At 62.5% G+C, this 12,201-nt stretch carries 10 protein-coding genes; 1 reads left to right on the top strand and 9 read right to left on the bottom strand.

The genetic code is table 11. The features are described 5' to 3' along the window. Positions 1-410: 410 nt before the first annotated feature. From tssA to FAZ95_RS24370, 9 genes are all read right to left on the bottom strand, one after another. A complete protein-coding gene (gene tssA, locus FAZ95_RS24410) occupies positions 411-1,532 on the bottom strand; it encodes a type VI secretion system protein TssA (protein WP_137335100.1) in 1,122 nt (373 codons plus the stop codon). 1 nt (position 1,533) lies between these two features. Next, positions 1,534-4,233, bottom strand: coding sequence for a type VI secretion system ATPase TssH (gene tssH / locus FAZ95_RS24405; RefSeq protein WP_137335099.1), 2,700 nt, complete (start codon positions 4,231-4,233; stop codon positions 1,534-1,536). A gap of 40 nt (positions 4,234-4,273) precedes the next feature. Further along, on the bottom strand, positions 4,274-5,368 hold the full coding sequence (gene tssG / locus FAZ95_RS24400) for a type VI secretion system baseplate subunit TssG (RefSeq protein WP_137335098.1): 1,095 nt from the start codon (positions 5,366-5,368) through the stop codon (positions 4,274-4,276). Further along, on the bottom strand, positions 5,332-7,167 hold the full coding sequence (tssF, locus tag FAZ95_RS24395; protein ID WP_137335097.1) for a type VI secretion system baseplate subunit TssF: 1,836 nt from the start codon (positions 7,165-7,167) through the stop codon (positions 5,332-5,334). Before tssF ends, tssG begins: the two co-directional genes overlap by 37 nt. A 44-nt stretch (positions 7,168-7,211) precedes the next feature. Continuing rightward, on the bottom strand, positions 7,212-7,691 hold the full coding sequence (gene tssE, locus FAZ95_RS24390; RefSeq protein WP_137335096.1) for a type VI secretion system baseplate subunit TssE: 480 nt from the start codon (positions 7,689-7,691) through the stop codon (positions 7,212-7,214). A gap of 83 nt (positions 7,692-7,774) precedes the next feature. Then, positions 7,775-8,278 (bottom strand): Hcp family type VI secretion system effector, encoded by a 504-nt coding sequence (locus tag FAZ95_RS24385; protein WP_137335095.1) that lies wholly within the window; start codon positions 8,276-8,278, stop codon positions 7,775-7,777. A gap of 131 nt (positions 8,279-8,409) precedes the next feature. After that, positions 8,410-9,900 (bottom strand): type VI secretion system contractile sheath large subunit, encoded by a 1,491-nt coding sequence (gene tssC / locus FAZ95_RS24380; RefSeq protein ID WP_137335094.1) that lies wholly within the window; start codon positions 9,898-9,900, stop codon positions 8,410-8,412. Positions 9,901-9,922: 22 nt separating this feature from the next. Continuing rightward, positions 9,923-10,459 (bottom strand): type VI secretion system contractile sheath small subunit, encoded by a 537-nt coding sequence (tssB, locus tag FAZ95_RS24375; protein WP_137335093.1) that lies wholly within the window; start codon positions 10,457-10,459, stop codon positions 9,923-9,925. Positions 10,460-10,492: 33 nt separating this feature from the next. Beyond that, on the bottom strand, positions 10,493-11,179 hold the full coding sequence (locus FAZ95_RS24370; RefSeq protein WP_137335092.1) for a tetratricopeptide repeat protein: 687 nt from the start codon (positions 11,177-11,179) through the stop codon (positions 10,493-10,495). A 347-nt stretch (positions 11,180-11,526) separates the two neighbouring features. On the opposite strand from FAZ95_RS24370, the gene tssJ reads away from it, so the two are divergent. Then, positions 11,527-12,141, top strand: a complete 615-nt coding sequence (gene tssJ / locus FAZ95_RS24365; RefSeq protein WP_137335091.1) for a type VI secretion system lipoprotein TssJ — start codon at positions 11,527-11,529, stop codon at positions 12,139-12,141. Positions 12,142-12,201: the final 60 nt, after the last annotated feature.

The raw sequence follows: 12,201 nt of genomic DNA, 5'->3' as shown, positions 1-12,201 counted from the left end.
GTGGAAAGCGTTGAACTCACAACGCAATCCCTTTCTTGTTCAGTTGAGGCGCACCGACGACCGAACGCTTTCGGTATTTATTATCCAGACCTCACAAAATCCAGGGAATAATTACCTAATCGGTCGCTTCGGCTAGTTATTTCACAAACACTATGATATCGACTGCCATACCTAAAAATTGTCAAATCTTGCAATTCCAGCGACCATCAAACGCTATCGATTTGAGCTATTGCTATATGTTGACAACCGTGCACGAAATGACCCAAAACGCCAAATTTTAAAATGGCGACTTTCTGAGCAAGTTGCGAAAGAATTCTCGACTGCACTCGCGATTTTTCTCTTAAATTCTTCCTACGACGTCGTAGTACCGCACTACCCCACATTTAGGCAGCGAGATCTGTATCGGAGCCTCACTCCGCCTTCACCCCCAACAACTCCCTCAAATGCGCAAGCGACCCATCGTCCTTCACGACGGTCTCAAGCCACTGATGCAACGGCATATCCGCCCATTCCGCGGCCTTATCGGCGAGATAAGCAACCGGACTATGCGGCTCCGTCGCCCTAAAAAACTTCGCCACCGCACGCAATTGCGCGACCGCTTGCGCACGGTTCTGAAGTCCGGCTGCCGCTTGCGGCGTCGTGTTCAGCATGGGTTCCTCGCGTTGCGTTTGCGTCGGTGCCTTGAACGTCGGTTCGGCGCGTCCGCCGGCTTCGTTGTGCGTCATTTGATCGGCCTGCTGCGCAGGCGAAGCGACGGGCTCAGCCGCACTCACGCCAAGCTCCCGCGCAAACCGCTCGGCAAGCCGATAAACGACCTCATACGCATCCTTCGCTTGACGGAAGCTCGGCGCCGAATCACCTGCGCGTTTATCCAGCTCCTTCTCCAGCGCGAGCATCGCCACTTCGAAGCGCGTCAAATCACCTAAAAGCGAGCGATAAAACGCCACCGGCGTCGACCGCTTCGCCGCATCGATCTGCTCGATCGACGGCTTCCCCCGCGCGATGTCGTCCGCGTGATCGGGATCGCGCTTCACCGCTTGCGCGACGTGCGTCGCCACTTCCATATCGAGCGCCGTAAACGGCGCGCCGCCCGGCGCCTGCGCAAGCGGCACCTCGCGCAGCAACTGCGCAGTACGGCCGATCAGCCACGCGACGTTGCCGAGCCGGTACTCGGCGTCGTCGCCCTCGGGCAGCGGATGCAAGTGATCCCAATAGCGTTCACTCAATCCGGCCAGCAACGCATAGCCTTGCGCGAGTCCCGGCAGGCCGTCTTCGATCGCCAACGCTTCGGTGAGCCACGCGGCAAGCCGCAAGTCCTTCGTCTGCGACTTCAAAAGCGCCGTGCTGCGCTCAATGACAAAGTTCCAGTCGGCCTCTTTGATTTCGGTGACCCACTCGCCCTGATCGAGCGACGGATCATCGAAGCGCCGCGCGTGCTGAATCGCGTCGAAATCCGACGAGAACAGCAGGTCCTCGCCGCAAGGCGACGCATCGGAAACCGGAGCCAACAAAGTGTTCAGATCGATCGCCATATCAAGCCACCGTGTATTCGAATTCGCCCGCATCGTTCGCATGCACGGCAATCTTTCCGATCGACTCGCCCTCCGCGATCCGCTCCAGCACGTGCTCCGCGATCTCCGGCAGCAGCGTGCCGTTCAGAATGTGATCGACGTTGCGCGCGCCCGAATCCACTTCGGTGCAGCGTGCAAGCACGGCGTCGACGAGCGACTCGTCCCATTCGAACGCCGCCTTGTGATTCGCGGCGATGCGGTTCTTGATGCGATCGAGCTTGAGCTCGATGATCTCGGCCAGCACGTCGTCAGGAATCGGGTAGTACGGCACCACTTTCATGCGGCCGAGGAACGCGGGCTTGAACGCTTTGTATAGATGCGGACGCAACGTTTCGGCCAGCGCGTCCGCGTCTGGCAGTTCCTCGGCGCTCTTGTTCAGGCACGCCTGCATCACGGCCGATGAACCGACATTCGACGTCAGGATGATCAGCGTATTGCGGAAGTCGATCTCGCGGCCTTCGGCGTCGTCCATCGCGCCTTTGTCGAACACCTGGAAGAACATTTCGAGCACGTCGGGATGCGCCTTTTCGACTTCGTCGAGCAGCACGACCGAGTACGGATTGCGCCGCACGGCCTCGGTCAGCACGCCGCCTTCGCCGTAGCCGACGTAGCCCGGAGGCGAGCCCTTCAAGCCGGAGACGCTGTGCGCCTCCTGGTATTCGCTCATGTTGATCGTGACGAGCTTGCGTTCGCCGCCGTAGAGGATGTCGGCGAGCGCGAGCGCGGTCTCGGTCTTGCCGACGCCCGACGGCCCGACGAACATGAACACGCCACGCGGCTTGTTCGGGTCTTCGAGGCTCGCGCTCGCGGTACGCACGCGCTGCGCGATCGCTTCGAGCGCGTGGTCCTGGCCGATCACGCGCGCGGCCAGCAGCGGCTGCAGGTTCAGCACAGTCTGGATTTCGTCCTTCACCATGCGGCCCAACGGAATGCCTGTCCAAGCAGCGACGATCTCCGCAACCACGTGCGCATCGACTTGCAGCGGCACCATCGGTTGCGTGTTCTGCAGCGCTTGCAGCTTCGAGGTCTCTGCAGCTAGCGCGTCACGGACGTCAGCGGTTTGCGCGGTTTGCGCGGTCTGCTCGGCGTCGCCTGCCGCGACCGCCTCGCGCGCCTTGTCGATCTCCGCCCGCAGCCTTTCGATGCGCGTAACGATCGCGCGCTCTTCCTCGTATCGCGCTTCATCGCGCGCAAGCGCGACGAGGTCCTCCTCGCGCAGCGCATGCAGTTGCGCCAAACGTTCCCCGTGTGAAGCGCCCGTTGCGGCCTCGCGCTCCAACGCCACGATCTCCGCATCGACGCGTTCGATGTGCTTTCTCGTATCGTCGATCGCGGCAGGCGTCGAACTGTGTGCGAGCGCAACCTTCGCGCAAGCGGTATCGAGCACGCCGATGGCCTTGTCCGGCAGCTGACGTCCCGTGATATAGCGATGCGACAAGCGCACCGCCTCGACAATCGCCTCGTCGAGAATCCGCACGTTGAAATGCGCCTCCATCTTCGTCGCCATGCCGCGCAGCATCGCGGCGGCGAGCGTCTCGCTCGGCTCCTCGATCTTCACGACCTGGAAGCGCCGCGCGAGCGCCGCGTCTTTCTCGAAGTACTTCTTGTATTCGCTCCATGTGGTCGCGGCGATGGTGCGCAGCTCGCCGCGCGCAAGCGCCGGCTTCAAGAGGTTCGCCGCATCGTTCTGCCCAGCCTGACCGCCCGCGCCGATGATCGTGTGCGCTTCGTCGATGAAGAGGATGATCGGGTGGACGCTCTTCTTCACTTCGTCGATCACATTCTTCAGGCGGTTCTCGAACTCGCCCTTCACGCTCGCGCCGGCCTGCAGCAAGCCCATGTCGAGCACGTGCAGCGCGACGCCGCGCAACGGCTCGGGCACGTCGCCCGCGGCGATGCGCAGCGCGAGCCCTTCGACCACGGCCGTCTTGCCGACGCCCGCCTCGCCGGTGAGGATCGGGTTGTTCTGCCGGCGGCGCATCAGGATGTCGATGGTCTGGCGGATTTCCGCTTCACGGCCGATCACCGGATCGATCGCGCCGTCGCGCGCGCGTTGCGTGAGATCGGTGGTGTAAGTGTCGAGTGCGGGTGTCTTCGATGGGCCCTTGGGCGCTTGGGCAAAGCCGTCGTTGTCGTCGCGCGCCGCTGCATCGCTCGCCGCGGCGGCGGTTGAACGCGCGCGCTCGCTCTCACAAGACCCTTCCGTCGTCTCGTCGAACTTGTGCTTCAAGTCCGGCACCGAAATGCTCGCAAAGAGCGGCGACATGCGCTGGGCGAATTGCGCGAGGTCAGGCGCGCTCAGCAGCGCCAGAAGCACGTGCCCCGAGCGAATGCTGCCGATCTGCGAATCCAATGATGCGATCAGCCATGCCTGCTCGAACAGCGCGATCAAATGCGGCGAGAACACGGGCGTGCGCGTATTACCGGTCTTCAGGCGTTCGAGCTCGCGCTCGAGATCCGAGCGCACCGCATTGGCGCTCACGCGATTCGCTTTCAGCACGACCGCGAAGTCGCTCGCCGTTTCGTCGAGCAGCGCGATGAACAGGTGCTCCAGATCGACCTCGTAGTGGCCGCGCGCAAGGCAATGATTTGCCGCGCGCGACGCGGCGTCCCGGCAGGTGGTGTCGAGCTTCGCGATGAGGGTCTTGAGGGGCGTGCTCATATCGTGCGGTCCGGTTCTCGTGTTGTTGTGTTGCGGTCAGTCAGTGAATGACGTGGAGTTCGTAGCGGGCGTCCGAGCGATCGCGCTCGGCATCGCGGGTGCAGAGGAAGGCGTCCCAGCCAAGGCGCGCGCCGCGGCCGAGGTGAATCGAGCCGACTTCCGAGCGGCGCAGCACGAGCTTCACTTCATACTCGAGCGTCACGCCCGCGAGCAGCGTCAGCATCCGTTCGAGCGCGACGGCGCGCTCGGCGCCGGGCAAGAACGCCTCGTAGTCGGCCATCCTGAGCGGACCGACGACGAGCCGCGCGCGCATGTCGCGCTGCCAGACACGCGCGCCGGCAAGCGCGGTCGCACCCAAGGTGGCGTTGACGTTGCCGAGCAGCGTCACTTGATCGGGCGGCACGTCGTACCACTTGCCGACGAATTGCTCGACGCGCACCGGCACGTCGAAATACTCCGCCAGCGTGCGCTGCAAATAAGCCGCCGACATCGGCCGATGCCGCGCCGCCATCGCATAGCCTGCGATCGCTTCGTCTTCGAGCGCGCCGCGACCCTGCTGAACGCTCGTGCGCGACGGCGTATCGGACACGCCCGCGAGCGCGAGCAAGAGCGGCAGATAGCGTTCGTCCTTGTCGAGTTCGTAGTGGAACGGCAGCCGGTATTTCTTCCACGCCGAGTAGAAGAGCGCGGTGGCGCGATTCGAAAAGATGTCGAAGAACTCGCGCGCGGCGTGGTCGCGCTTCATCTCGCGCGCAACCATCTGCTCCGTGTAATGAAGCGGCAGTGCGCCTTGGCCGCCCAATAGGCCGAAGAACATCGGCATCAGTTCGATGCGCGCCAGCTCCCCCGCCTCGATCGCTTCTGCACGCTTCGCGCTATCGGCAATGGCCGCGCCCGCCTCGTCGTAAGGCGTGGCGTGGTGAATTTCGCTCGCCGGAAACGAGAGCGACAGCGTGTTGCGAAACGCAATATGGCGCGCGAGCACGTCGCCGGGCCGCGCATTCGCGCGCTCGGGCGCCTGCTGCGTGAACCACTTCTCGAGCATCCGCACCGCCTGGAAAAATTCGAAGCGATACGGCTCGTCGAGCAGGCGTTCGACTACGCCAGGATCGATTCTCCGCTGCGCGGCTTGCATCGCATGATCTCCTCGCCGGTGCGCTTCGACACGACGACCAGTTGCACAAAGCTGTTCAAATGCACGTACAGCCCAAAAAACGTGTCGATGACCCGCACGAACGACGCGAGGCTCGTGCCGACGAAATGCTCCTCGTCGATCGTCAGCTGAATCTCGATGCCGCGCACGAAAGTCGCGAACGGCTTGCCGGGCAGCCACTGCACCGCGGCGCGCTGCTCGATGCCGACGAGCCCGTCGATATGGCGCGCCGATACCGCCGTGCGCCGCAAGTCGTAGAGCACGAGCATTTCCTTGAGCGCGGCCAAGCCGCTGCTCGCGAGCGAGACGTGATTGAGCGCGAGATGCGAGACGAGCCGCCAGTGCGCGGCGCGGCCGCGATCGAAGCGCACGGTCGGCGTCGGCCGGCGCAACAGCGAAATGCTGCCCGCGAGCGAGCCGCCTTCGTAAAACAGGTCGCCGCCTTCGAGCCCCACCGCCATCGATTCGGGCAGGTCGCGGTTGGTGCAGGTGAGATCGAGCGACAAGGTATCGGTTTGCGGCGCGGCCGGCTCGAAGTCGATATCGACGACCGAGATTTCCGTCTCGTAGCCGGGGCTGTTCTGCGCGACCCAGTCGTTGCGGCGGGCGAACCAGTAGTGCCCCTCGCGTGCCGTCTCGCCGTGATGCAACGAATAGAACGGACGAAACTCCGTCACCGTCTCCTCATGCGCGCGCTGCTTGACGAGCTTGACCGAATCGATCGAATAGACCTCGTAGGCGAACGCACGGCGCGCGTCGGCCACGACCGGGTACGACACCGATTGATGATTCACGCGGATCGGCTCGCCGTGCTGCTGAAACAGGTTGACGACGGGCGTGCAGAACAGCCGCAAATGTTGCGCCGACAACGATTCGAGCAGGCGCGCGACGTGCGAATCGCTGCGCACGTCCTTGAGCACGACGTGCAGCGTGAGGCGTTTGCATCGCCCGCTCGCACGCGTCATCGCCGCCAGGTCGAAGTCGACGAAGTTGAATTTCTCGGGAAACGCGAAGTATTCGGTCAACAGGCGATACGCCGGGTGCGATTTCGCCGGATAGTCGATCAGCGCGTCGGCCTCGTCGAAACCCGCTTGCGCGAGCGGCGCCGCGCGAAGCAGCTTCCATTGGCCGCTGCGGTCGGCTTCGACGTAGGTCGCCATGGCGTTGACGAAGAGGCTGTCGGCGAGCGCCGCGATGAACGACTGCTCGCCGTGCAGGTGGGCGCGCAGCGTGTTCACTTTCAAAGCGCCGACGTCGAGCTGCGGCGCGGTCGATTCGAACGTGATCGACACGATCGCCGTCGCGTTGTTCGGCAACAGCGCGGCGCTCGGCGCCATCGAGATCGGCACGCAGCGCGCCTCGGCGATGCGAATGGGCACGAGCGTCACGTCATACGCGGTGCGAAAGCGGCACTGCACGCCGCGCAGCGCGCGGCTTCTGAGCTCGGTGCCGCGCTCGATCGTGGCCGGTTCGGTCAGCTGGTGCGCGTCGGCCGCGCCGAACTGCGCGATCGAGCACGACGGAAACGGCCGCAGATAATGCGGGTAAAGCACTTCGAGCAGTGCTTCGGTGAATTCGGGGTAGTCGTCGTCGAGCTTCTTGTTGATGCGCGCGCCGAGCAGCGCGAACGATTCGATCATCCGCTCGACGTGCGGATCTTCGCAGTGCTCGCCCGAGATCGCGAGGCGCGCGGCGATCTTCGGGTAACGATCGGCGAAATCGCGCGAGCCGCGCCGCAAGAAGGCCAGCTCGCGCTCGTAGTAAGGCAGCAATTCTTCCATCAATCGTTCCCCGGTACGGCTTGGTTACTGCCTTTCGAGCGTGCTCAGAGCTTCGCCCGCGCGCGCGTCACCGAATACTGCAACGTCGACGGTTGCAGCATCGCGTCAAAACTGACCGGCTCCTCGGCCGGATGCACGACGAGCAGCGCCGAGATCGCGAAATACAGCGCGTTGGTCGACTGTTCGTTGAGCTCCAGCTCCACCGACACGCGTTGCAAGCGCGGCTCATGACGCGCAATCGCCTGCTGGATCGACTTGCAGATGAACGCACGGTCGTAGTGGCTCGCGAGGCTCAGGCCCGCAAAATCGTTCAGGCCATACGTGAGCACCGAACGCTGGCACTCGGGCAGCGTCGCCAGCTCGCGTTCGGTCAGCGCGATCCGCGTGTTCAGAATGGCCTCGACATCGCGCGCGACGGTGCTCTTCAGCTCATCCAACGACAATTGCCGCATCGTGGCCGTTGCAGGCACGTGCGGTTCGTCATCGAACAGCTTGTCGAGAAAGCTCGGTTCGAAGCGTTTCATCAGCAGTAGTCCGCGATGCGAAGCAAAGAGCGGCCACGCCTTTAGGGTCAAGCCAAAGGCGCGCCGCTCTCTACGTCACGTCATCAGACCGCGTAGGTCTTGTCGTTCTTCGTCAGGCTCCATGCGCCTTGCGCATTGCCGCCCTGACCGCCGCCGACCTTCTGCTGCGTGTACTTCCATTGCACGGCAGCGTACTTCAGCGAGAAGCTTTCCGTCGGCAGACCTTCGCCCACGACGCTCGGCGCCACGCTCGAGATAATCACGTACTTGAGCTTGATTTCCAGGTACTTGACCCGGTTGCCTTCGCCGTCCGAGCGCATGAATTCGATCGTCGCTTCGTCGAACGTCGTGCCGCCCGAAGCGTGCTGGTACAACAGCGGGCTCACGACATCGATGTCTTTCGTGAACTGCATGTCGTCATGCTCGCAGCGCTCCGACGTGTGGCCGCCGGACGTCGAGGCGGTTGCCGAGCGCGGCTGCGTGATCGCGTGATTCCACGAATCGATCTCGATCCAGCCCGAATGATCCTTGTCGGCGGATTCACCCTTGATGGCAGGGTTGCCAAACTTTAGATAGATGTCCTTCATAACTTCGTTACTCCCGAGCATTGCGGTTTGACAAGCTATCCGGGCGGCCCGCCCGGATGCACTGACTTCATTTACTTCTTCTACCTCTCAGGCCCTGCCAGCTCTGCATGCAGAGCCTACCCTCAATCTGATCAAGCGCCCGCCGGCTTCGGCAGGTCGGCGACGAGCCGCAGCGAGATCGACAGCTCGTCCAGCTGGAAGTGCGGACGCAGGAACGCGACCGAGCGATACGAGCCGGGCTTGCCCGGAATCTCGGCGACCTGAATCGACGCTTCGCGCAGCGGGAATTGCGCCTTTTGCTCTTGCGTCGCGTTGTCGTCGAGCAGCACGTACTGCGAGATCCAGCGGTTCAGGAACACTTCGACGTTCTGCGCCGATGCGAAGCTGCCGATCTTGTCGCGCATCATCGCCTTCAAGTAGTGCGCCACGCGCGACACCGAGAAGATGTATTGCAGCTGCGCGGACAGCACGGCGTTCGCGTTGGCGCTATCGGTGCTGTACTTCTTCGGCTTTTGCACCGATTGCGCGGCGAAGAACGCGGCGTAATCGGAATTCTTGCAGTGCACGAGCGGGATGAAGCCGAGGTCCGAAAGCTCTTTCTCGCGACGGTCCGTGATCGCGATTTCGGTCGGGCATTTGAGCGCGATCTCGCCGTCGTCGGTCTTGAACGTGTGCGTCGGCAGGTCTTCGACCAAGCCGCCGCCTTCGACGCCGCGAATCGCCGCGCACCAGCCGAAGTCGTCGAACGCAGCCGTCAAGCGCGCGCCGAATGCCCACGCCGCGTTGCACCACAGGTACTTCGAATGGTCGGTGCCGTCGACGTCTTCGAGGAAGTTGAAGTTCTCGGCGATCGCGCCGTCCTTCGGATTGAACGGCAGGCGGCCGAGAAAGCGCGGCAGCGTGAGGCCGACATAGCGCGAATCTTCGGCGTCGCGGAACGACTTCCACTTCGCGTATTCGACGGTGTCGAACACCTTGCCGAGATCGCGCGGCTTGCCGAGATCGGCGAACGATTCGAGGCCGAGCAGCTCGGGCGAGGACGACGCGATAAACGGCGCGTGCGCGGCCGCGGCGACGTGCGACATCTGCTCGATGAAATACATGTCTTCCGGCTGGCGCGTCACTTCGAAGTCGCCGATCAGCGCGCCGAACGGCGCACCGCCGAACGTGCCGAATTCTTCTTCGTAAACCTTCTTGAAGAGCGCGCTCTGATCGAATTCGCTCGCGCTCTTGAAGTCGCGCACGATGTCGCGCTTGGGCGCATGCAGCGCCTTGATCTTGATGGTCGAGCCGGTGTTGCTCTCCATCACCAGATAATTGAGGCCGCGCCAGGTGCTCTCCATGCGCTGGAATTCCGCCGCGTGCATCACTTCGGAAAGCTGCGCGGAAATCAGGCGGTCGAGCTCGGCGACGCGCGCATCGATCGTCGCCGACAGATTGTCGGACACCACCACGGTGCCTTCGAGCACCTGGTTCACGAGTTCGCCGATCAGATCTTTCGCGCGCGCATGCTCCGACTCGGACTTCGCCACCTTGCTCTTCTCGACGATCTGGTCGAGCAAAGAAGGTCCGGCGTCCGTCTGGACTTGCGCAAGTTGGGCCGCGGCTGTTTGCTGGTTCATCTCACACCCCCCGTCTTCGTTCTTATTCGCTTGGCTTGTCCTGATCCGGCGTGTCGCTGCCTGCGCCGGTGTTCTTCGCCAGCGTCTGCAATTGCTGCGTGTTCGCGAGCACTTCGGAGAGCAGGTCCTCGAGCTTGTCGTTGCCGGCCAGCTTGTTGCGCAAGTCCGCGAGCTTCGAACGCGCCTCGAGCAAACGCTGCAGCGGCTCGATCTGCGCGACCACTTCGTCGGGGTTGAAATCGGCCATCGAGCGGAACTTCAGGTCGACGGCAAACTTGCCGCCCGCATCGCTCAGCCGGTTCTTCACCTGAAACGCGGCGCGCGGCTCGATGCCTCGCATCACGTCGTCGAAGTTGTCGCGGTCGATGCTGACGAACTTGCGGTCGCGCAGCTTCGGCTGCTCCACTTCGGATTGACCGGCGAGATCGGCCATCACGCCGACGACGAACGGCAGCTCCTTCACTTCGATCGCATCGCCGCGCTCGACCTCGTACGTCAGTTGAACGCGCGGCGGGCGCACTTTTTGCAAACGCTTTTGGATGCTTTCTTTCTTAGCCATCACGGCCCTCGGATTGGGAATGTCAGCGTTTGCTCAGCGAAGTGCGCTGAACGGATCGGAAGCGCCACCGCTTTGCGCTGCCTTGGCCGGCGCGGCCGGCTGCGGCGCCGCCTGCGTTGCCGCAGGCTGGGCGGATTTCTGCGCGGCTGCGTCGGTGCCCGCCGCGTCGCTCGACGCCTTGGCGACTGCCGCCGGACGTCGAACCCACTTCTTCTTTTTCACAACGGGCTTCTTCGCCTCGGCTTCGTCGGGGAACAACGTGTCCTCGCCAAGCGTGTCGCGCAACTGCTTCGCGAGAACTTGCGCGTCGGACTTCGCGTCGCCCTGGAGCGCCGCGTCCTGGCGCAACTGGCCGAGCGATTCGGTTGCGACGCGCAGGCCGCTCACGGCCAGCACGCTCTTCGCATTGCGGTCGGTGTTGTCGCGCTGCAGCGCTTCTTGCGCCGCGACGATCGCCTGACCGTAATGCGTTTGCGAGAACTGGATTTGCGCAATACGCGACCACGGCTCTTCGCGCGTCGGATCGGCCTTCGTCAATTGCTGATAAAGGCCGAGGGCGCGATCCTGATCGCCCGCCTTCGCAACCGCGTCGGCATCGGCGAGCCCCTTATTAAAGGCTTCAGGCGTGGCCGCCGGGTTGGTGTTTTGCGTGGCGCAACCGGCGATGACGCCGCATGCAAGCACCACACCGGAGAGTCTAGAGATAAGTTGCTGTTTCATCGTTCTATTACCGGCGTGCGGTTTATTCAATTCATGGAGAAACTGGAGAAACCGCAGTTTTGCTTTGCGGCGAATGCGCGGGTATAGTACAGGCCAATTTTTGATAATTCAACTTTCGCGTGAAAAACCGATTGCGAGTTGAATGTGTTTTGCAATTCGGCTAATGAGCGAAGAAATTATTTCCGGATTAATTGTTAAATCGCGTGAATATTCGGCAAAATTTTCCGGGGCGGAGCCTCGAATGACGGCACTGCGCGGCCGGTGCGCGGGATGCCCGAATATGTGTATTTTTTTGTGATTTTGTCGAAGGCTTTAAGGGGGCGGCAGGGTTTGGCTTGCCGAATTAAATGAAGCAGCAATTTATTCGCTACGGGGTGCCGGTCTTGTTTTGCGCGTGGCTCACGGGGTGCGCCGCGGGCGTGTCCGTGCTCGGCGCCGCCGCCTCCTCCGCCTTACAGGCCGCGGGTATCGGCAAGCCGGACGTGCCCGATTCCCAAAAGCCGCCGCGCAATATCGGCCTGACGCTCGCGGCCGCGCCGAATCTGAATGCCGCCACCGATCAAAAGCCGCTGGCGCTCGTGGTCCGGTTATATGCGCTGAAAGACCCGACCTCATTCCAGCAAGCGCCGTTTGATACTTTTACCGATCCGAATAAGGAAAAAAGTACTTTAGGTACCGATTTGCTCAGCGTGCGCGAAGTCACGCTGATACCGGGGCAGCGTTACAACGTCACCGAGAAAGTCTCGCGTGAAGCGCAGGCATTCGGCGTAGTCGCGCTATTCCGCGACCCGGCATTGCAGCGCTGGAAATTCGCATTCGATCCGGCCAAGTCGGAGAAATCCGGCATAATGATCGGCCTGCATAACTGCGCAATGACCGTTACCAACGGCACGGTGATACCGGCCGATCCGAGTATGCCGCCGCAGCAGTTGAATATGCTCTCGTCGGTCAGTTGCGGCTAATCCGCCGGATTGAAAGCGCTTTGAAACGATTTCACGATCCGGCCATGACAATGACAACAA

The sequence above is a fragment of the Trinickia violacea genome (genome assembly GCF_005280735.1).
In the GTDB taxonomy this organism is placed as follows: domain Bacteria; phylum Pseudomonadota; class Gammaproteobacteria; order Burkholderiales; family Burkholderiaceae; genus Trinickia_A; species Trinickia_A violacea.
Note: the sequence above shows the minus strand (reverse complement) of the source record. Positions and strands in the feature narration are given on the sequence as shown.

Excerpts from the sequence above, each read along its gene's own strand:
- tssA (WP_137335100.1), bottom strand. The coding sequence starts at position 1,532 with ATGGCGATCGATCTGAACACTTTGTTGGCTCCGGTTTCCGATGCGTCG.
- tssH (WP_137335099.1), bottom strand. The coding sequence starts at position 4,233 with ATGAGCACGCCCCTCAAGACCCTCATCGCGAAGCTCGACACCACCTGC.
- tssG (WP_137335098.1), bottom strand. The coding sequence starts at position 5,368 with ATGCAAGCCGCGCAGCGGAGAATCGATCCTGGCGTAGTCGAACGCCTG.
- tssF (WP_137335097.1), bottom strand. The coding sequence starts at position 7,167 with ATGGAAGAATTGCTGCCTTACTACGAGCGCGAGCTGGCCTTCTTGCGG.
- tssE (WP_137335096.1), bottom strand. The coding sequence starts at position 7,691 with ATGAAACGCTTCGAACCGAGCTTTCTCGACAAGCTGTTCGATGACGAA.
- FAZ95_RS24385 (WP_137335095.1), bottom strand. The coding sequence starts at position 8,278 with ATGAAGGACATCTATCTAAAGTTTGGCAACCCTGCCATCAAGGGTGAA.
- tssC (WP_137335094.1), bottom strand. The coding sequence starts at position 9,900 with ATGAACCAGCAAACAGCCGCGGCCCAACTTGCGCAAGTCCAGACGGAC.
- tssB (WP_137335093.1), bottom strand. The coding sequence starts at position 10,459 with ATGGCTAAGAAAGAAAGCATCCAAAAGCGTTTGCAAAAAGTGCGCCCG.
- FAZ95_RS24370 (WP_137335092.1), bottom strand. The coding sequence starts at position 11,179 with ATGAAACAGCAACTTATCTCTAGACTCTCCGGTGTGGTGCTTGCATGC.
- tssJ (WP_137335091.1), top strand. The coding sequence starts at position 11,527 with ATGAAGCAGCAATTTATTCGCTACGGGGTGCCGGTCTTGTTTTGCGCG.